The sequence below is a fragment of the Gaoshiqia sp. US2 genome (assembly GCF_059705485.1).
Map to the genome: position 1 here is coordinate 702,798 of NZ_AP048550.1, position 20,987 is coordinate 723,784.

Consider the following 20,987-nt stretch of genomic DNA (forward strand, 5'->3'; position numbering starts at 1 on the left):
TATAAGGGACTACCAATCCCAAATAGTAATAATAATAACAGTACAAACTTATGAAAAAAAAATCTGTATCCAGCGGGTTCTTAGCCCGTTATTACCTGAAAAAACTGGGTCTTATGATGCGATTAGTCTTATTTCTGATTTTGGTGTCTGCATTGATGACAAATGCAAAGACGGTGAGTTCCCAATCGGCTAAACTATCACTGACATTTGAGAATGCCAGTCTGACCGAAGTATTTGAAGTGATTGAAAAGCAGTTGAATATTGGGTTCCTGGTACCAAGCAACCTGCTGACCGACCGGCGCAACATTACCTTATCGGTAAAAGATGCGACGGTGGAGAGTATCCTGCAACAAGTGTTGATTCCCAATGGTTATGAGTTTGAATTTGTTGGAAAGAACGTGGTGATTACCGACCGGAATATGGTTCGGCAGGTTCGGCAACAGCAAACCATATCGGGTAAAGTAGAAGATGTTACGGGTTTTCCGCTACCTGGCGTCACCGTGGTGGTGAAAGGCACAACCATTGGTACCATTACCGACCCGGAAGGCCGTTTCAGTCTGACCAATGTGCCGGCTGACGCTACCCTGGTGTTCAGTTTTGTGGGGATGAAGCTCCAGGAAATCCATCTGTCCGGGAAAACAACGATCAACGTGGTGATGGAAGAAGAGACCATTGGCCTGGACGAAGTGGTGGCCATCGGCTATGGCGTGGTGAAAAAACGCGATGTTACGGGAGCCATGTCTTCCATAAAGAGTGAAGATTTTAACCTGGGCGTAACAGCTGCTCCCGAACAGTTGATCCAGGGAAAAATTGCCGGGGTTGACATTGTACAGAGCAGCGGGCGTCCGGGCGCAACCTCCACGGTACGCATTCGCGGCACCAGCTCTATTTCTGCCGGTAACGATCCGTTGTATGTGATTGACGGGATACCCATGCAGTTTAATTCGGCCAATTTGTATGTCAATGTATCCGGCGAAACCGGAACATCCCCTTTTTCTTCCGAAGGATCCAATCCGCTGAACACACTGAACCCTGCCGATATCGAATCGATTGATATTTTGAAAGATGCCTCCGCCACAGCCATTTATGGTTCGCGTGGAGCTAACGGGGTTATCCTGATTACCACCAAGAGTAAAAAAGAACTTGGCGAATCGATTTCGTATGATACCTACTTCGGAATGTCGTCTATCCGAAAAAAAATGGATTTTCTGTCGGCGGATGAATATCGCGATTATGCCGAAAGCAATGGGTATCCTTATCCCGATGAAGGGGCCGACACGGACTGGCAGGATGCGATTTTCCGTTCGGCGCTCAGCCAAAATCACAACCTGGCTTTTGGAGGTGGTTCGGCCAACAGCAACTATCGCGCTTCAGTAGGTTACAGCACGCAGGAAGGAATTATTTTGTCTTCGAAACTGGAGAAATACACCACACGATTAAATGCGAACCACAAAGCATTGGATGGTAAACTCAATATCGGGATCAACCTGACTTACGCGAAAATTGACAATGATGATGTTCCGGTTTCATCGAATATTGGCAACGAAGGAGGTAACATTCTGAAGGATGCCTTACGCTGGGCGCCAACGCTTCCGGTATACAATGCCGATGGCAGTTACTACCAGTTGGGTGAATTGCGGGTTAACCCGGTTTCGTGGAAAGAGGTGACCGATGAAAGTCATACCAATAATTTTATCGGAAGTACATCATTTTCGTACAAAATTATTGATCCGCTGAGTGTATCGGTTAATTTAGGGCATACCGATGAAGCCATCGAACGGTATATTCATATTCCGTCGACTCACCCGGTTGCCGCCGCAGAAAAAGGACGGGCTTCCATCAGTAAGCTGAAAAACTACAGCTCAACAATGGAAACAAACCTGAATTACGCGAAGGATTTCAACGAAAATACCAGTTTCAGCGCGTTGGTGGGCTATTCTTTCTATCGGTATGTTACACAAAACACCTTTACGCTGGCGAACCAGTTTGTTTCTGACGCAACGTCCTGGAATCTGATGCAATCCGGAAATATCTTATCCAATACTTCTTACAAAAGCGCAAACCGGCTGAGTTCAGTTTACGGAAGGATGAACCTGAAACTGAAAGACCGCTATTTGTTTACCTTCACCTTGAGAAACGACGGTTCCAGTCGTTTCGGTGAAAACTATCGTTGGGGTCTGTTTCCTTCAGGCGCTTTTGCCTGGAACATTGCCGACGAGCCATTCTTTAATAAGAACAAGATTACCAGCCTGAAATTACGTCTGGGCTATGGGGTGACCGGTAACCAGGAAATCCCGAATAACCTGTACCGGGAACAACTGACCGTAAGTGGTTCATCGGTTTATGTGTTGGGCGGGGTCGTTATTCCAAGTGTACTGCCCAGCAATTATGCCAATCCCGATTTAAAATGGGAAGAAACAACTCAGCTTAACCTGGGGTTAGACTGGGAATTGTTCGACGGACGTTTTTCCGGCACAGTTGATTTGTACAAAAAAAACACCAACGACCTGCTTTTGGAATTCTCCACGGTAGCTCCGTCGGTTGTAACAAGCCAGTGGGCCAACGTGGGTGAAGTCGAGAATAAGGGATTTGAGTTCTCGCTGAACGGTACCTTGATAAGTAAAAATGATTTTCAGTGGAAAGCCAGTTTGAATTTTGCCCGTAACCTCAATGAGGTTATCTCGTTATCAAATTCGCAGTTCACGCGCGAAGAAATTAATACCTCTCCTGCTTCCGGTTTGATGAATCATGACGGTAGCGCACAAATTATCAGGCCCGGGTTGCCTATCGGAACTTTTTACGGACCCAAATTTCTCGGACTTAATGAAAACGGGATGGAAACTTATCTGGATATAGATGGGGTTGATGGCGCGGATCAGGTGGTTATCGGTAACGCCAATCCCGATTTTACATTTGGTTTTTCCAGCTCGGTATTCTGGAAACGCTTTGATGCCTCTGTTTCTTTTCGCGGAGTGGTGGGCAACGATATTTTCAACAATACGGCGGCTGAGTTCTCGTATACCAAACCAACGCCGGGAGTCAATGTTCTGAAATATGCCGTTGAAAGCGGGGTGTCTCACGAACAGGCGGCGCAATATTCATCCAGATGGATGGAAGACGGAAGCTACCTGCGGCTCGATAACCTGAGTATCGGGTATACCTTTAATACAAAAAATGTCGCCTTCTTATCAAAAGCCCGGGTATATGTTACCGGACAAAACCTGTTTGTTATTACCAACTATTCAGGCTTTGACCCGGAAGTACGCACCAATACCAACCGGGGAGGAATCGCCCCGATCGGGATTGATTACCTGGTTTATCCACGGCCTCAGGTGTTTATGCTTGGCGCAAATATTACGTTTTAGATAAGATGTCAATTTTAATTAACAATATGATATGAGACCAATAATAAAAACATATAAGACCTATCTGGCGCTTTTACTGGCTTTGTCGGTAAATGTGATGCCCAGCTGTACCCTGGATGAAGATGTCTATTCGGAATATGTTGCCGAAACGTATTACAAGGGCGAAACGCAGGTTCTTTCTTCCTTATCGGGGATTTACCGGAACTTTGCAACCATTACCGGCATGGGGACCGAGTACCGGATCATGGAAATGTCGGCCGACCAGGTTCTGGTGACCGGTAAAATCCAGGGATGGTGGTCGGGAGATGCTTTTGAAAGAATAACCGAGCATAAGTGGACCGCAGATCATTCTTATCTGTCTTCATCCTGGAATTCTTTCTTCGCCACCGTGGGAAGAGCCAATGCGCTGTTGGCTTCTCTCGAAAGTTCAGGCATTGAAGGACTGGAAGGACCTGTTGCTGAATTACGCGCCCTCAGGGCATATGCTTATTTCTTTTTGATGGATTTGTTTGGTAACGTACCTGTTTTTACAGGGGCCAAAGTAGATGCCAATGATCTTCCCAAACAAAACACCCGTACTGAAGTTTTTAATTTCATTATCGATGAGTTGAAAGCTGCTGCCGAAGATTTGCCTTCTCAGGCCAACGTAGGAAGTGGATACTATGGCCGGATCACCAAAGAAGCTGTTTTCGGTTTACTGGCAACAGTTTACCTGAATGCCGAGGTATATACCGGATCGGCGTATAACGACGATGTGATCACCTATTGTGATAAGGTCATCAGCTCGGGAGCCTACCGGTTGCTGAATAATTATTTCGACAATTTTGTTTACAACAATGAAGGAAATGACGAATTCATTTTTGGCGGAATCTATACGCCGAATGTAGCCGGCGGGGTAGGGCATCCCTTGGTACAGAAGGTGCTTCCCGGAATTAGTGGCGGTTTGTTTGGCTTGCCTTACACGCCGCAAAATGGATTTCAGACCCGCGAATCGGTGATGAACCTGTTTGAAGACCAGGATGAACGTAAAAAGATGTTTTTGGGTCACGGACCACTGATTGACCCGAGGAACGGGAATGTGGTCATGGTAGAGCGAGTGGTGCCTGATGGGAATTCTGCCTTGTATGTCGAAGGTAAGTCCACCCAGGGACCGGTACCCTATGAAATCATCCCCGCCACCGGTATACGCAGTCAACCCATGAACGCCGGTATCAAATGGATCAAGTGGGGCCTCGACCCGAGTACCAACGGTGGTAATGCCGGGAATGATATTGCTTTTCTGCGTTATGCCGAAATCTTTTTAATGAAAGCCGAAGCCTATGCCCGTAAAGGGCAAACCGATCTGGCTTTGCCGCTGGTCAACCTGATCAGGGGACGCAGTAATGCCAGCACGCTGAGCGCTGTTAGTCTGAATGATATTCTGGATGAGCGGGGCAGGGAACTGACCTTCGAGATGTCGCGCCGTCGCGACTTGATCCGCTTTGGCAAGTTTACCTCAGCCTGGGAGTTTAAGGCTATTTCAGAGGAGTTTAGAAACCTGTACCCGATTCCTCAGACGGCTTTGGACGCCAATCCGAACCTGAGCCAGAACCCTGGCTATAACTAATAAATTTTTAGCCCGGAATATCATCCATTCCGGGCTAAAACAGAAGCATTCCAGCCCGACTTGTCTGCGATGGCGATCGGGTTGGTCTTGTGTTTTATTAACGGATGCTACGAGGATACCTTTCTTAACTTAAACCAAAAAATGAAAAACAATACCATGCAATATTTCACCGCCAAGGTTCTGGTTCAAAGTCAGTCCGTCGGTCTAAAATTATTTGCCACCGCAATCCTATTTTCATTAATGACACGAAACACCTTCAGTCAGGTGCTGGAAGCTGTGGATTACAGTCGGCTGAAGCATGTTTACCATACCTTTGATATGGCCGGAGAGGATATTTTCGGACAACGTTTCCCGGCTGAAAATTACACCTTTACTGACCGGGAGACCGGTGTGACAGTAAACGCCCTGACGACTTCGCGCCACAGCAGTTCGAAAATGTACCAAACCCATCCGCAATGGACCCCCGACGGAAAATACCTTGTGTTTACTTCCAATCGTACGGCCCGGCAGGAACGCGGAGGGGGACAGGCCTATGCACTTTCGATGGAGGATTTTGAAATCGTTCAGATCACAACCGGCGACCGTGGATACAACCTGCATTTGGGATGGCATAAAAACTCGGCGTACCTCATTCGTGAAAACCAGGTAATAGAGCTAAAACTGGGCAATTTGCTAAGCGACAGCGAACAGCGAGAAGTGGGTGAGCCGGATAACTATGAAGTAGTTTTGGGACATATTCCGGACTCGATAAAGCCTTCTGGTTTAGGTCTGGATGCCAATGAAAAACGGATATTCTTTTCTTCCCGGTTGGAAAAAGATTTATCGGCCATTTACAGTCTCGACTTTGAAACAGGGAAAACAACCAAACTGTTGGAAGTCCCCGTCTGGATCGGCCATTTGCAGGCTAATCCATATGTTTCAGGCGAAATGATGTATTGCTGGGAAACCGGCGGCGACTCGCCCCAGCGCATGTGGTATCTTTCGGTTGACCCTGATGGAAAGGTTACTAACCGTCCGGTTTATCAGGAACGGGATAACGATTGGGTAACTCACGAAGTATTTATGGGGCCTGATCGTATTCTTTTTCACCTGATGGGACATCTTGACCGACTGCAAGTTAATCAAACCGGATTATATTCACTGAACGTCAGGACCAATCAACTAACCTTTCATGGACAAACCGGTGTAGGAGGATACTGGCATTGCAATGCCTCTCCTGACCAAAAATACCTGGTAGCCGATACCTTCGACGGAAAGTTGTACCGCATCAATGCAGGCAAGCCGGACGACGTGGTGTTGCTGACTCAGGGGCATCGCCTTCAAAGCATCAGCCCGTTTACCAAAGAGGCCCATCTTCATCCTTCCGTCAGTCCGGATGGAAAATGGGTTTTGATCAATTCCAGCCTGCTGACCGACAGCGATATCATGCTGGTGCCATTGTTTCCCCAATGATAGGTTTAGTTTCAATGTTCTCAACCCAATCTTTAAAAACCAATAAAATGAGCGATACATTGAGCCAACAGCCCTGTTCCGTTCGTTATTTTTTTCTGCCGTCGGTGTGTTTATTGTTTCTCTGTTTGACATTTTTTACTGCCGCATCACAAGATCAACCTGTTCGGCTAAATTGGCTGGGAGATCGGGCTCCCGGATTTTCCACGGGTGTTAGCTGGGGCGTACCGTTTCGGCAAGGACAGGTACAGCCCGGGCAGGAATACAAGCTGACAACTGTTGCCGGCAGCGCACTGCCTCTGCAAAGCTGGCCCCTGGCCTACTGGCCCGATGGTTCGGTTAAATGGATCGGACTCGGTACAGTGGTCGAGGGAGAGGAGGGCAATACATTCGTTCTTCATACAACCGGTCAGCAGCCAGCTTCCCTGCCTGAAACATCCGTGAGGCTGGTTGAGGAGGATGGTCTGGTTCGTATCCATACCGGACGAATCGAATGTGAAATTTCCCGGGGTGGATCCTGTTTTATTCAATCATTGAAAATAAATGATCGGTTAATTTCATCCGGAGGCCGGTTGGTTTGCCTGTTGCAGAACGGCCCGGGCAACGATTACGGGCCACAGCCGGCTATTGAAAAGTTTACCGGTCGCATAAGCAGGATAACTGTTGAACAAACAGGACCTGTCAGAGCGGTTGTAAAAGCAGAAGGCTTTCATGTGGCTGATTCCGGTGAACGGAGTTGGCTGCCCTTTATCATTCGGTTATACTTTTATGCCGGGCAGGCATCCGTAAAGATGGTGCATACCATCATCTACGACGGCGATCAGGAAGAGGATTTTATCCGCGGGCTGGCTGTGAGTTTTGACGTGCCCCTGGATGAAGAACTGTACAACAGGCATATTCGTTTTTCGGGGCAGGAGGACCGGCTGTGGGACGAACCGGTGCAACCGCTTACCGGACGTGTTCCTTTGTCGTTGACTGAGAATGTCTACGAGAAGCAGTTACAGGGCGAACGTATTCCGCAACAGGAAACATTCAGCGAGAAACAACAATTTTTGCTTCGGCACTGGGCTGCATGGAACGATTTCAAGCTCAGTCAATTGAATGCCGGCGGCTTTACCGTGCAAAAACGAACGAACCCACAGAGCGCCTGGATTGCCGCAGGTGCAGGCAAACGTTCGCTCGGGATGGCCTTCGCGGGCGATGTTTCCGGCGGCCTGGCCGTTTGCGTCAGAAACTTTTGGCAATCGTTTCCCTCTGCGCTGGAAGTGAAGAATGCAAAAACCGACCTGGCCGAGTTGAATGTCTGGCTGTGGGCGCCCGATGCGCCGGCTATGGATATGCGGCATTACGATACCATTCCCTGGGGACACAACCTGGATGCCAGTTACGAGGATGTACAGCCCGGATTCAGTCTGGCGAAAGGCGTTGGCCGGACAAGCGAACTGTGGCTTTTTGCCTGTCCGGGTGTTCCGGATTATGAAACACTCACTGAAATCACCAAGCTGGCAAATAATCCGCCCTTGCTCACTGCTGCGCCCGAATATTTACACCGGGTTCCGGTATTTGGTACTTGGAGCCTGCCCGACCGGAGCTCTGCCGGCAAACAATGGATGGAAGACCAGCTGGATAAGGCCTTCGGTTACTAAAGTTTCCCACGTTGGGAAGTGTTGATTTATATGAGGATTGAAATTAAATAAGTAGTGGTAAAATAGAATTTAAATTGCTATATTTGAGTTAGTTACACATCAAAAAGCAGTTTATTCACAAAACCACTACTTATGGGATCAAAAATAGCATATTTAAGCGAATTAGAGAGCGTTCTTTGCAATGATGAAAAAACCAATGAGGGGATCCTCCATTTCTTTTCGGCCTTCAGGGTTGGCCGGTTTTTAGGCTCCTTCAATTCTTTCAAGAGCAAAGGGTACGACGTTTCTGTACTTTTACTTTCACTTCTGGTTTTCAGGTTACGCAGCGAAAGTATTTGCAGGATGCAAAACCGGTGCAAAAATTTTCTTGAAAGCATTGACGACAATACCTTTTATCGTTTGATGAACAACCAGTGGATGGACTGGCGAAAATTACTGATGGGCTTTGCCAAACAATTTGCCTGGCAGGCAAAGGCCAAGGGCGGTCCTGTTTCAGGGACAACTTGTTTTGTTTTGGATGATACGGACATTGAAAAAACGGGCAAAACAGTCGAGTTTATCGGCAGGGTTTTCAACCATGTGACCAAACTTTACCCGTTGGGTTTTAAAATGCTCCTGCTTAGTTTTTGGGACGGAAAGACACTGGTTGCAACCGACTTCTCGCTCCACCGGGAGAAAGGGCAAAAGGGGACTTACGGTTTGTCAAAGAAAGAGTTGCAATCGCAGTTCAGAAAAAAGCGTGACGGCAAATCTCCCGGGCAAAAAAGGGTCGAAGAATTGGACATGAAGAAAGGCGAAGTTGCTGTTTCAATGCTCCGGCGGGCTGTAAAAAATGGGATTATAGCCAGTTATGTTTTGATGGACAGTTGGTTTGTGAACGATTACATGATCAAAAGTGTCCGTGCCATCAAAAAAGGGGCCATGCATTTACTGGGGATGTGCAAGCTTGACAGGCGAAAATACATGGTTGGCAACAAGGAATTGAACGCCCATCAGTTGATCACTAAAAACCAGAGGAAGAACAGCAAGTATTCCAGAAAATACAAGTCAACCTACATCTCCACCGTGGTCGATTACAAAGGTGAGAAAGTCCGGCTCTTCTTCATACGTTACAATAATGCAAAGAACTGGACATTGCTATTGACAACCGATTTGACCCTGTCTTTCGTACAGGCGGTTGAACTGTACCAAATCCGTTGGACCATTGAAGTCTTGTTCAAGGAATGCAAGCAGTACCTGCGTTTGGGCGCAAGCCAGAACACTGATTTCGATGGACAAATTGCAGATGCAACTATCATCTTGGCAACCCATACGATATTGTCGCTGCAAAAGCGGTTCAGTTCTTATGAAACCATGGGCGAGCTGTTCAGGGAAACACAACAGCAACTGCTCGAACTAACTTTGTGGGAACGCCTGGTCAAGGTATTCTTTAAAATGTTGACCCAGATGGCCGCGATACTAAACATTGACAGTGAAGCATTAATAGAAAAACTAATGCAAAGCGACCAAACAAGTAGGCAACTACTGGCAATGCTCAAGGCACTGGATGAATTTGATGATAATGACCAAAATAACAACAAAACTGCCATCTGCCAGGTAGTAGCTTGATAACATGATAATTAGTTGCCAACTGAACAGATAATTATGAAATTTAACATGCCCAATTATAGGGCTTAATATATGTGGGAAACTTTAGTTCGGTTATTACCAGCAGGAAGTGGAACAACGCAACTGGTACGGTTTCTGGGATTTTGGCGATGTCATGCATGCTTATGATCCCGACCGGCACGTGTGGCGTTATGATATCGGAGGTTATGCCTGGGATAACACCGAACTGATGCCAAACCTGTGGCTTTGGTACAGCTACCTGCGCAGCGGACGACCGGACATTTTCCGCATGGCAGAAGCGATGACACGACATACCGGGGAAGTTGATGTTTATCATCTCGGACGTTTTGAAGGATTGGGTTCCCGTCACAACGTGCGTCATTGGGGTTGCGGCTCCAAAGAGGTACGCATTGCACAGGCGGCATTGGGGCGCTTTTATTATTACCTCACCACCGATGAACGGACCGGCGATCTGATGCGGGCTTCCGCTGAAGCTTCCAACAGGGCAATTGGTCTGTTGGATCCGTTGCGGTTAATTCTCGATAAAAGTAAGTATCCTACACATGCCCGTATGGGCCCTGATTGGCTGGCGCTGGCCGGAAACTGGATGACCGAATGGGAACGAACCGGTGATAAAAAATGGAGGGACAAGCTAATGGCCGGAGTGAGAAGTCTGGCTGAAATGCCTTACGGACTGTTCTCGGGAAAAGGAGCCGCCATGGGATACGATCCTGAAAATCACTGTTTATTCCAATTGCATCCTGAAGATATTGGTTTTTCCCATCTTTCGGTGCTTATGGGCGGACCGGAGGTGGCTTATGAGTTGACCAGTTTGTTGGATGAACCGGAGTGGAGCCGGATGTGGCTTCAGTTTACCCGTCTTTACGGCGCTCCGGCCGACAGCGTGAAAAAAGAGTTTGGAATTTCTGTTCAGTTAGGCTATCCCGGACATTGGTATTCCCGTCTTCCGGCATATTATTCGAAAATGAAAAACGAACCGGCCTGGGGTAAACGAGCCTGGAATGAATTTTTGCAAACTGATACTTCCTTTGAAATGAACTTATTTGACGGGCCGCAAACCCTGGAACCGGTTTATGAGGTGAAAGGAGTTTCAACCAATAACACGGCGCAATGGGGGCTGAATGCCATTCAGTTGCTCGAATTGATTGGAAATCAAATTCCTGAAAATCATGAACGTTTTAAACAGAAAATGGAGAAATGAAAAACCCGATAATGCGACTCTGGAAATCTGCCGGCTTATTGGTTGTCACCATAAGTATAGTGGCGACTTTCCCGACTGCATGTAAATTTCTCCGAAAAGATTTCCCCTTTGAGAAAGATTCCTTAATTTTTCAGGACAGTTTTGATTCAACGCTGGATAACTGGATGATTGAAGTAGATTCGGCGCCCGGCGTAATGATCGGAATCAGAAATCAAAAACTGGTGATTGATGTTGACCGGGGAGCTACTGTATGGTTTAATCAGAAACTGTCGGGAGATTTGCTTTTTGAGTACAAACGAAAAGTGATTATGGATAATGGCCCGAACGACCGCCTTTCGGATATGAACCAATTCTGGATGGCCGGCGATCCGCGAAATCCAAATCTTTTTACACGAAAAGGAGCTTTTGGCGAATACGACTCCTTACGGATGTATTACGCCGGGATTGGAGGAAATTATAATAAAACCACGCGTTTCCGAAAGTACGACGGGAATGGCGGACGGTTCCTGTACCACGATTTGACGGATACAAGCCATTTGCTAAAGCCCAACCACACGTACCGGATTGAGGTGGTGGTGTACAGGAATACCACCAGGGTTTTTGTCGACAACGAAGAATTTTTCAGCTTCACCGACCAGGACCCGATTCAGAGCGGTTATTTTGGTATCCGTACAACCTGGTCGAGACACGAAATTGATGATTTTAAAGTATATCGATTGAAGTAGAAATTTTAAAGAACAACCCAATGACAAAACTAAACGACTTGATTAAAACTTTTCGGAGCCGAAAGTTCAGCGTTCGGGATCTGCTTTTGCCGCTGGTATTGCTTTTGCTTGCAATGGGATGTCGAAATACTGAAAAACAGGCCGTTTTTAATGTGATGGATTACGGTGCAAAAGGAGATAGCCTGACCTTGGACACGGAAGCGATCCAACGAGCCATTGACGCGGCATCAGCACGCGGAACCCAGGCGCAGGTGCTGGTTCCTGCCGGACACAGGTACCTGATTGGCACCTTGGTGTTAAAAAGCAACATGGACTTTCACCTGGAGGGGGATGCCGAGTTGCTGGTAAGTACCCGCGAAGAAGATTATTCGGGAGAAGCAGCTATTGTCGCCAATGGAGCAAACAGGTTAACCATTTCGGGAACAGGAAAGATTAACGGGCGCGCTTTGGAATTCATGGATCATTACGAAGAAAAGAATGAATGGTGGATTCCCAAAAACTGGCGTCCAAAATTGATGATTCTGACCAGCTGTAATGAATTGGTTGTGCGCGAAATTACCGTTGAAAAAGCCCCAAGTTGGAGCCTGCATCTGTTGGGTTGCGAAAATGTTTTGATTGAACATGTCAACATCCGCAACAACCTGGATGTGCCCAACTGCGACGGGATTGACCCCGACCATTGCCGGAATGTGGAAATCCGGAACTGCCACATTGTTTGCGGCGATGACGCCATTGTGGTGAAAGCTACCCGGCAGGATGAAGACTATGGTCCTTCTTCCAATATTTGGGTACACGACTGTGTACTGGAAACACAGGACTCGGGTTTAAAGATTGGTACCGAAACGACACAGGATATTTTTAATGTTGTTTTTGAACGCTGCGAGATTAAAACCAGTTGCCGGGGTTTCACCATCCAGTTGCGCGACGAAGGAAATGTGAGCAACATCACGTTTAAAGACATCACCTTCACCTCCCGTTATCATTCCGACCCGTGGTGGGGACGAGGCGAAGCCATTTCGTTTACGGCCATTCCCCGCCTTCCTGAAGGTAAAATCGGTCAGATCCGGAATGTTCGGGTTGAACAGGTAACCGGTCTGGCCGAAAACAGTGTCCGCATCAACGGCACCCGGGAGAGCCGCATTGAAAATGTGCAGTTCAACCACCTACACGTCACCCTGAACCGCTGGACGGATTATCAGGGGGGACTGATGGACAACCGACCGGCCAAATCATATCCGGATATCGAATTCCGAAGTAATCCGGGCATTTATATCCGTTTTGCCGACCAGGTGAGCATACATCACAGCTCGGTTTCGTGGGGCGACAATTTGCCCGGTTATTATACGCATGCCCTGGAGGCGCACGATGTTACAGGTCTGGTTTTGGATGAATTTAAAGGCGAAGCGGCGCATCCCGGCCGTTATCGTGCCGTGTCGGTTAAGTGAGCTGCGGCGAAAAGTTCGGTATTTATTAAAAGAGTAGAAATATCATAAAATTTAAATACATGAAATTGACAGCATTTACAAACGTTCTAAAAGTAACCATGATCATTTATGGGAGCTTTACGGCAACCGGAACATTAGCCCAGGAAAAACCGGAAACCGATGTGACGACACCTTTACACCTGATGCGTCCGGACTATCCCATGCCTTATGGTCTGCCCGGGGTGAAAGAGATTAAAGCCGTGCTCGACCGGGTATTTCTGTATCTCGATGAAGTCACTCCGGCTAAGGTCGTCAACCGAAATACCAATAAAGAAATCACGGAGTTGAATCAGATTACCAAAGACGCGATGTTACAGCAGGGCGACTTCCGTTTAACCAGTTACGAGTGGGGGGTAACTTATGCCGGCATGTTACTGGCGGGTGAGATTACCGGAGACAAACGCTACTCGGAATACGCGGAAAAAAGGCTAAAGCTGCTGGCCGACCTCACCGCCTTTTACCGTGAACATCCCGATCTGGACGTAGATCGCAGTTCGCCGGTGCATTCGGTGTTACACCCGCATGCGCTGGATGACGCCGGTGCCATGTGTGCTGCCATGATCAAAGCCGAACGCGAAAAGCAGGATGGCAGCCTGCGCCCCATGATCTACAACTTCATCGATTATATTCAGAACAAAGAATTTCGTCTGGAAGATGGCACTCTGGCGCGCAACCGGCCTCACCTGAACACCCTTTGGCTCGACGATTTGTTTATGAGCGTGCCTGCCTTGGCCCAAATGGGGAAACTAACCGGTGAGGTGCAGTATTACGACGATGCGGTGAAACAGGTGCTTCAATTTTCAAAACGGATGTTCAATCCCGGAAACGGATTATACATGCACGGCTGGGTACAGCAGATGGAGGTGCATCCGCAGTTTCACTGGGCTCGCGCCAATGGCTGGGCTGTGATGACAATGGTTGAGTTGCTGGAGGTACTGCCCCAATCGCATCCGGGATTTCCGGCGGTGCTCGAACAACTGCGCGCCCATGTGGCCGGACTGGCCAAATACCAGAGCGGAACCGGCTTCTGGCACCAGTTGATTGACCGGAATGACAGCTACCTGGAAACTTCGGCCACGGCGATCTATACGTATGCCATAGCACGGGCCATAAATCGGGGATACATCGACAAACAGGCATACGCATCGATAGCTGTTTTAGATTGGAATGCAGTTTCAACCCAAGTCAATGAACGCGGGCAGGTACTGGGAACCTGCGTGGGAACCGGCATGGCTTTCGATCCGGCTTTCTATTATTTCCGTCCGGTGAATCCTTATGCCGCACACGGATACGGGCCTGTTTTGCTGGCAGGAGCAGAAATCATCAACCTGATCCGGAATTCCTATCCAAAAATGAACGACAGCGCTCTGATGTTTTATCCCGAAGAAATCAAAACTGACGCGCCAATCTTTGGTGTGGAATAATCAGGGAATAGTGCATCGTGTCAAGTCAACAGTAAACAGACAGAAGTTTAATTTTTACGGCAGGGTGAATTTCTAGTTCTGATTCAGACCGTCAGTTTAAACCTGACCTGACAATAGGTACAAAATACAGCGTACATAAGTTCTCACAGGATGGGTACATCGCTTCTTGAGACTTAAGCACTTACGCAACTCAAACAAAAATATGCGCATGAGAATTTTTTGTCTTCTGATTTCCAGCCTGCTCTTGTCGCTGATCGTTCGGGCGCAGGAAAATCGAGGTTACAAGGTCTTTCAGTTTCCGGTCGACAGGATTCCCCGGGTTGACGGTCATGCCGGCGAGTGGAATATCGTTCCGCCAAATTATACCGTCGGTATGGATCAGCTTTGGGATGACAGCAAAAAACATGCAGCGGCTGATCCGAAAAATCTGTCGGTGAGCGTTAAAGTGGGCTGGGTGAAAGGGCTGAACCGCCTTTACTTTCTGTACGAAGCTTATGATGATTACTGGGATTTTTCGCGTCCCGACCTCCACAACGACACTTTCGAGCTGATTGTGGACGGCGATTTGTCGGGTGGTCCGTTTATCGATCGGTTTCACCCGAACAAGGCATTGGATCCGATGGATGCTTACTTTTCCTTTCATGGTGTCCACGCCCAGAACTATCATCTGTTCACGCCGGCCGAAGGCAAAGACTGGACGCTGGTATGGGGCAGCCAGCCGTGGATTAAAGAACTGCCTTATGCCAATGCGGCGTATCAATATGATTTTAAGCCCGGTGAAGCCGGCAAATTAACCCTTGAATTCTGGCTTACACCTTTCGATTATGCCGGTAATGATCCGGCCCGGGCTGTTGAGACGGTTTTATATGAAAACAAAAAAATCGGTCTGTGCTGGGCCGTAATTGATTACGATGATGTGGAAAAAGAGGGGAACAATGGATTCTGGAACCTCTCCAAAGAACACACCATGTACGGTGATGCTTCCCATTGTTTGGTGTTTGAGTTAATGCCGATTGAAAAACAGTTCCAAAAGCCTGTGGATGCCAAATGGTCGTTTCAGGTGATTGACATGACACGCCGCCTGGTAGCTTTCACCGACGAGTCGTCCGGCGAAATCACTTCCTGAAAATGGGATTTTGGCGATGGACATACTTCAGCCGAACAACATCCGCAACATCAATATGCCGAAGCCGGCAAATACGTAGTGGTGCTTTGGGTGGAAGGGCCTGAAGGAAATTCCCGCCGTGCGAAGGTGTGGGACGTGGCTGTGAAATAAAGCACAGTAAGTTCAACAATAAAGCCCGGCTCAAACGAACCGGGCTTTTTGTATGGAGGGATTGTTTATCCGTTACTTGGTGTATTCGGCCTGGTTCAGGAATTCGAAACTTTTTTCAACGCTGACGATGGGTTCAAAGTTGTAACGTTCCACTTCAACAATATAGGCTTTCATGCCTGCCGTTTCTGCGGCATCGAAGGCCGGTTTAAAGTCAATCGTACCGCTGGCTCCCAGTTCTTCCACATCTTTCACATGGTACAGCTCAAAACGTCCCGGATAGTTGTTAAAATAGTCAAGCGCTTCTTTGCCGCCTTCCTTAATCCAGTATAAATCCAGTTCGAACATAACTTTCCCGGGATCGGTGTTCTGAAGCAGGTAATCGTAAAAAACCACGCCGTCAAACTCGGTGGTAAACTCCTGGGCATGATTGTGGTAACCGAAACGAATACCGGCGGCATTACATTTTTCTCCAATCGCATTGTAATAGTCGCAATACATCTGAAGCGTATCCAGGTTTCTGTAGGAATCTCCTCCCATCGAGGGTTTTACAATCCATTCGGCGCCGGCAGCCTGATGAGCAGCAATGCAGGTATCCCACCATGCCATGGCTTGTTCCCACTCGCCTTCTTTCGGCAGGTTAATACCCGTGTGCGAACCTCTCATGCTCATGCCGTTTTCTTCGAGCAGCGCTCTGAATTCAGTAGGTTCCATGCCATAAAACAGGCCGTCGCCATAGCCTGCAGCTTCGACATAGGTGTAGCCAATTTCGCTCAAACGGGCAATGGTGGCGGCTACATCCGTTTTCATGGCTTCGCGAACCGACCACAACTGGATGCCAATTTCTTTTTTAGTTTCTTTTGGAGCAGGGGCATTACACCCGACAAAGGCTGATGATAAAACAAAAACGGCCAAAATAAACAGGATGGCCCGGGTTGAAATCTTTACATTCTTCATTTTTGGAAGTTTTAATAGATATGAGTTGTTAAAAATTAGTTATCGACCAGGAACAAAGATAATTATTCTGACAAATAAAATTTACATGCTTTTTGTATCGCCGGCAAAATGGATGGCTTATGCGCATGAAATCAGGATTTTGTTGGCGAATTCCTTTATTTTCGCGGCTTTCATGTTTACAAATATTAACACGATTTTCACATCGCTTGATTAAACCAACTTGTTATCCTTCTGTCAGAGAACATATAAAATTATCACTAGTGTCTATTAATTTTTGTTAAAATGCCTCATATCTGTTTTATGCACAGCATGCTAGCTTTTCAAAACCTTGTCGCCCTTTTGAAATTTGTTCCTTTGTACTCAGGTACAAATTGGAACAAGTATGAACGTTGGCAAATATGTTTTCGCACAGATTGTGGAGTTTCTCCCGAAACGTTACTTCGAACGACTGGTAATAAAACACAAAGACAGGACAGTCAGAATGGCACCATCCTACTGGAGCCATATGCTGGTTATCATGTACGGCCAGCTCATAGGCTGCCATAGTCTTAGAGAACTCACAGATGTCACTATTGCTCATGCCAAAAGATCTTTTCACCTCGGGTTTGGAAAGGTTCCCATCAACAGAAGCGTTCTTTCCAAAGCAAACAGCCTTAGAGACCATGGGATCTTTGAGAAGTTTGCCTTTTACATTGTGTCTATTGCCCAGGCCAAACGTATCACCAAAGAGTTTGAACTCCACGGAAGGTTCTATGCCATTGATTCCACTACCATCGACCTGTGCATGTCGGTCTTTAGATGGGCAAAGTTTAGGAGCACAAAGTCTGGCATCAAGATTCATACCCAGATTGATATTGCCACTGAAATACCGGTCTTCTACAGAATCAGCCATGCAAATGTGCATGACACCAAGTCTATGGACTGGTTTACATACGAACGGCACGCTTGCTATGTGTTTGATAGAGGCTACTTTGATCTCTCCAGACTCTACGCAATTGAGCTGGCCGGAGCTTTCTTCATCATACGGGAGAAGTCCCGCCCTGATTATGAAATTACGGAAGGAGATGACATGCTTGAAGGAGATGACAATGTCCTGCGGGACCAAACGGTTAGGTTTACAGGAAAGCGAAACAGTGGAAACTATCCGGTTTCGCTCAGACGCATCGTATTCTATGCCCCTGACCTTGGAAGGGCCTTCACCTACTACACCAACAACTTCTACCTCAAAGCAAATGAAATTGCTCTTCTTTACCGTTACAGATGGCAGGTGGAGCTGTTTTTCAAATGGATCAAGCAGCATCTCCGTGTCAAATCCTTTTGGGGAGAATCCGAGAATGCGGTCCGCATACAGATACATGTCGCCATCATCACGTACTGTCTTGTCGCTATTATTGAACACGACCTCAAACTGGGCAGACCTGTTGTGGAGGTCATGCGTATCCTTGGTAATTCCCTGCTGGTCAAGGATCCCATTCAAGAACTCTTGGCTCCGAGGGAAAATAAGGCCTATGATGATAGCGATTGCCAACTGCATTTGGACTTCTAATTGAATTAACATTTTTTAATAGACACCAGTGTAAAATTATAAAAGCTGGATTATTTAAAGATGAAAAGAACGAGAAATTTATTCGTGATGCTGTTGATCATGGCAGGGATGAACGTCTTGGCTCAAACAGGGCCAAGAGTAGGTGAATCGGGAGATCTTCCGGCCAGTTTCAGCATCAGGGGAAAGGTGATTGATACGGATTCGAATCAGGCGATGGAATACGCCAATATCTCCATTTTTAGCAGTTCAGACTCAAGCCTGGTTACCGGTGGAATCACCGATTTGAACGGCGAATTCCGGATCGGGGGCCTTCCGGCAGGAATATTTTATGTCGAAGCAAACTTTATTGGATTTAACAAAACGCGGATTAATAACGTCAGAATTAGCCCGGCAAACAGGCAAATCGACCTGGGAACAATTAAGCTGGAAGCTTCGACCCAGGAGATCGGGGCCGTTGAAGTGGTCGCCGAAAGGGCCCGGATTGAGTATAAGGTAGATAAAAAAGTCATTAACGTTGCCCAGGATATCAACGCTACCGGAGGAACAGCCGTGGATGTGCTGGAGAATACGCCCTCGGTGCAGGTGGATATCGAAGGGAATGTCACCCTGCGCGGTTCGTCCAACTTTACGGTTTTTATTGACGGACGCCCAAGCGCACTGAGCGGAAGCGACGCCTTGCAGCAAATTCCGGCCTCGGCGCTCGAAACCATCGAAATTATCACCAATCCGTCTGCCAAGTACGATCCTGACGGAATGGCCGGAATTATTAACCTGGTGATGAAAAAGAATATCCTTTCAGGCTTTAACGGGATTGTGAATGCCTCGATCGGCACTGGCGACAAACAGCGCCTTGACCTGACGGTCAATCACAAAACAAAAAAACGGAACTTCTCGTTCGGCTTCGATACCAACAACAATACCTATTCGGGCGAAAATGCCTCGACACGCGAAACCACTACGGGCGATGTGACCGAGCTTTTAGACATGAATGGCGAACGGAGTTTTACGCGGAAAGGTTTCGGGTTGAAAACAGGACTCGACTTGTACCTGACCGATAAAACCACCCTGGGCTTCCAGCTTCACGGCGGACAATTTAATTTCAACTCAAACAGCGAGGGATTGAATCATCTTTCAACGTTGCCGGTCTCAGACGAAAAATATACCGTTGCCACGGAACGGGCCATCCGGGAGAATAACTTTATCAACGGAAACATCAACTTTACCCATAAATACAACGAGCAAGGGACGCACAAGCTCGAAGGAATGTTTTATTACCGCAACCGGAAAGGCGACGACAGCGAGTACCAGTCGGAAGCTATTGCCGATATGAATTTCAACCCGACCGATATTTATGATCTCCAGATCAGAACCACCGAAGACGAGAAATCAAACGATTATCGCTTTCAACTCGATTATACCCGGCCGGCAGGGGCAGGCGGAAAACTCGAAGCCGGCCTGCAAAGCCGGATCGAACGCGAAACGGAAGACTATCTGTTCGAAGATTTTGACCCGGAAACACAAAGCTGGATCAATAACCCCGATTTTACGAGCTCAATGGACTTTAAGCGCGACATTCATTCCGCTTATTCAACATTATCGGGCAAACTGGCCCGGATTGAATACATGCTCGGAATCAGGGGCGAATACACCAACCGCGAAATCAATCATGCCAAAGTAGAAGAGGCTTATACCCTCGACCGCTTTGATTTCTTTCCTTCGCTGCACCTGTCATACCAACTTTTCGACCAAAGCCAGCTGATGGGAAGTTACAGCCGCCGGATTAACCGTCCGGGCGGACGCGATCTGGATCCTTTTCCGAGTTATATGAACCAGTATACCATCCGGGTCGGAAATCCGGGGCTCGAACCCGAATATACCGATTCGTACGATCTGGGGTTCATGAAACGTTTTGGCAAATCATTCGTTTCGCTCGAAGGCTTTTACCGGCAAACCAATAACCTGATTACCCGGCTCACCGAACTGGGCGACGACGGTATTTTATACCTGACATCGGATAACCTGAATAAGGACCATTCGCTGGGAGGCGAAATCATGGGAAACCTGAACCTGACTGACTGGTTTTTGTTGAATACCAGCTTTTCGGTATACCGCTATAAACTCGAAGGAAACGTTCAGGGCGAATCGGTAAACCGGGAAAGCACCAATTACAACGGCCGCCTGAACGGCACGATCAGGTTTTCGCCCGAAAGCCGGATGCAAGTCATGGGAATGTATCGCGGACCGTCGGTTTCGGCACAGGGCGACACCAAAGGCATGTTTTTTTCCAACATTTCGTACCGCCACGATTTGTTTAAGAAAAAGTTGTCGGCAACACTTAGTTTGCAGGATGCATTTGGAACAGCCCGCAGCGAAGGTACGTCGAGCGGATCCAACTTTAAATCGACCTACCGGTTTAAACGCGAGCCGAGGGTATTTATGTTAACCCTCAGTTACAAAATTAACAACTATAAAATGGATCGATCCGGGCAGTCGGACATCAATGAAGTTAATTTCGACGATAACGGGTTTTAAACAGAATAAGGTTTATTCAAATGCAGGGGAGTCTGAAACAGGCTCCTCTTTTTTTATTTTTAAAGGGCACATATCGGATCAAAAAAACCAACCTGTAGCCAGGGAAATCGCTTTTAGGAATTTTGCTTTCTATGATGAGCGCCTTTCTTA

At 47.4% G+C, this 20,987-nt stretch carries 12 protein-coding genes and 2 pseudogenes; 13 read left to right on the top strand and 1 reads right to left on the bottom strand.

Going from position 1 to position 20,987, the window contains the following annotated elements; all coding sequences use genetic code 11:
* Positions 1 to 113 precede the first annotated feature (113 nt).
* The 11 genes and pseudogenes from AC6H3C_RS02775 to AC6H3C_RS02825 all read left to right on the top strand — a co-directional run.
* Complete coding sequence (locus AC6H3C_RS02775) at positions 114 to 3,365, top strand: TonB-dependent receptor (RefSeq protein ID WP_497519101.1); 3,252 nt, start codon at positions 114 to 116, stop codon at positions 3,363 to 3,365.
* Between the two features lie 31 nt (positions 3,366 to 3,396).
* Entirely contained in the window at positions 3,397 to 4,971 is a 1,575-nt protein-coding gene (locus AC6H3C_RS02780; protein ID WP_497519103.1) for a RagB/SusD family nutrient uptake outer membrane protein, read from the top strand.
* Positions 4,972 to 5,112: 141 nt separating this feature from the next.
* Positions 5,113 to 6,423 (top strand): hypothetical protein, encoded by a 1,311-nt coding sequence (locus tag AC6H3C_RS02785; RefSeq protein ID WP_497519105.1) that lies wholly within the window; start codon positions 5,113 to 5,115, stop codon positions 6,421 to 6,423.
* A 47-nt stretch (positions 6,424 to 6,470) separates the two neighbouring features.
* A complete protein-coding gene (locus tag AC6H3C_RS02790) occupies positions 6,471 to 8,066 on the top strand; it encodes an exo-rhamnogalacturonan lyase family protein (protein ID WP_497519107.1) in 1,596 nt (531 codons plus the stop codon).
* Between the two features lie 132 nt (positions 8,067 to 8,198).
* Complete coding sequence (locus AC6H3C_RS02795; RefSeq protein WP_497516226.1) at positions 8,199 to 9,674, top strand: IS4 family transposase; 1,476 nt, start codon at positions 8,199 to 8,201, stop codon at positions 9,672 to 9,674.
* 103 nt (positions 9,675 to 9,777) lie between these two features.
* Positions 9,778 to 10,896 (top strand): annotated as a pseudogene (locus AC6H3C_RS02800) (exo-rhamnogalacturonan lyase family protein); the annotation flags it as partial.
* The gene (locus tag AC6H3C_RS02805; RefSeq protein ID WP_497519109.1) at positions 10,893 to 11,621 is read left to right on the top strand and encodes a DUF6250 domain-containing protein; all 729 of its coding nucleotides are present in this window, start codon (positions 10,893 to 10,895) and stop codon (positions 11,619 to 11,621) included. The pseudogene AC6H3C_RS02800 and the gene AC6H3C_RS02805, both read left to right, overlap by 4 nt.
* Before the next feature lie 20 nt (positions 11,622 to 11,641).
* Complete coding sequence (locus AC6H3C_RS02810; protein ID WP_497519110.1) at positions 11,642 to 13,066, top strand: glycoside hydrolase family 28 protein; 1,425 nt, start codon at positions 11,642 to 11,644, stop codon at positions 13,064 to 13,066.
* A 59-nt stretch (positions 13,067 to 13,125) separates the two neighbouring features.
* Complete coding sequence (locus AC6H3C_RS02815; protein WP_497519112.1) at positions 13,126 to 14,529, top strand: glycoside hydrolase family 88/105 protein; 1,404 nt, start codon at positions 13,126 to 13,128, stop codon at positions 14,527 to 14,529.
* Positions 14,530 to 14,737: 208 nt separating this feature from the next.
* Positions 14,738 to 15,655 (top strand): hypothetical protein, encoded by a 918-nt coding sequence (locus AC6H3C_RS02820; RefSeq protein WP_497519114.1) that lies wholly within the window; start codon positions 14,738 to 14,740, stop codon positions 15,653 to 15,655.
* A gap of 12 nt (positions 15,656 to 15,667) precedes the next feature.
* Positions 15,668 to 15,805 (top strand): annotated as a pseudogene (locus tag AC6H3C_RS02825) (PKD domain-containing protein); the annotation flags it as partial.
* A 72-nt stretch (positions 15,806 to 15,877) separates the two neighbouring features.
* Here AC6H3C_RS02825 and AC6H3C_RS02830 read toward each other — a convergent pair.
* Entirely contained in the window at positions 15,878 to 16,759 is an 882-nt protein-coding gene (locus AC6H3C_RS02830; RefSeq protein ID WP_497519115.1) for a sugar phosphate isomerase/epimerase family protein, read from the bottom strand.
* Positions 16,760 to 17,141: 382 nt separating this feature from the next.
* Between AC6H3C_RS02830 and AC6H3C_RS02835 the strand changes: the two genes are divergently transcribed.
* Together AC6H3C_RS02835 and AC6H3C_RS02840 are read left to right on the top strand one after the other, a co-directional pair.
* Entirely contained in the window at positions 17,142 to 18,305 is a 1,164-nt protein-coding gene (locus tag AC6H3C_RS02835; protein WP_497515873.1) for an IS4 family transposase, read from the top strand.
* Positions 18,306 to 18,365: 60 nt separating this feature from the next.
* Positions 18,366 to 20,837, top strand: coding sequence for a TonB-dependent receptor (locus tag AC6H3C_RS02840; RefSeq protein ID WP_497519116.1), 2,472 nt, complete (start codon positions 18,366 to 18,368; stop codon positions 20,835 to 20,837).
* Positions 20,838 to 20,987: the final 150 nt, after the last annotated feature.

Excerpts from the sequence above, each read along its gene's own strand:
- AC6H3C_RS02795 (WP_497516226.1), top strand. The coding sequence starts at position 8,199 with ATGGGATCAAAAATAGCATATTTAAGCGAATTAGAGAGCGTTCTTTGC.
- AC6H3C_RS02830 (WP_497519115.1), bottom strand. The coding sequence starts at position 16,759 with ATGAAGAATGTAAAGATTTCAACCCGGGCCATCCTGTTTATTTTGGCC.
- AC6H3C_RS02840 (WP_497519116.1), top strand. The coding sequence starts at position 18,366 with ATGAAAAGAACGAGAAATTTATTCGTGATGCTGTTGATCATGGCAGGG.
- AC6H3C_RS02790 (WP_497519107.1), top strand. The coding sequence starts at position 6,471 with ATGAGCGATACATTGAGCCAACAGCCCTGTTCCGTTCGTTATTTTTTT.
- AC6H3C_RS02835 (WP_497515873.1), top strand. The coding sequence starts at position 17,142 with ATGAACGTTGGCAAATATGTTTTCGCACAGATTGTGGAGTTTCTCCCG.
- AC6H3C_RS02780 (WP_497519103.1), top strand. The coding sequence starts at position 3,397 with ATGAGACCAATAATAAAAACATATAAGACCTATCTGGCGCTTTTACTG.
- AC6H3C_RS02820 (WP_497519114.1), top strand. The coding sequence starts at position 14,738 with ATGAGAATTTTTTGTCTTCTGATTTCCAGCCTGCTCTTGTCGCTGATC.
- AC6H3C_RS02775 (WP_497519101.1), top strand. The coding sequence starts at position 114 with ATGATGCGATTAGTCTTATTTCTGATTTTGGTGTCTGCATTGATGACA.
- AC6H3C_RS02815 (WP_497519112.1), top strand. The coding sequence starts at position 13,126 with ATGAAATTGACAGCATTTACAAACGTTCTAAAAGTAACCATGATCATT.
- AC6H3C_RS02810 (WP_497519110.1), top strand. The coding sequence starts at position 11,642 with ATGACAAAACTAAACGACTTGATTAAAACTTTTCGGAGCCGAAAGTTC.
- AC6H3C_RS02785 (WP_497519105.1), top strand. The coding sequence starts at position 5,113 with ATGAAAAACAATACCATGCAATATTTCACCGCCAAGGTTCTGGTTCAA.
- AC6H3C_RS02805 (WP_497519109.1), top strand. The coding sequence starts at position 10,893 with ATGAAAAACCCGATAATGCGACTCTGGAAATCTGCCGGCTTATTGGTT.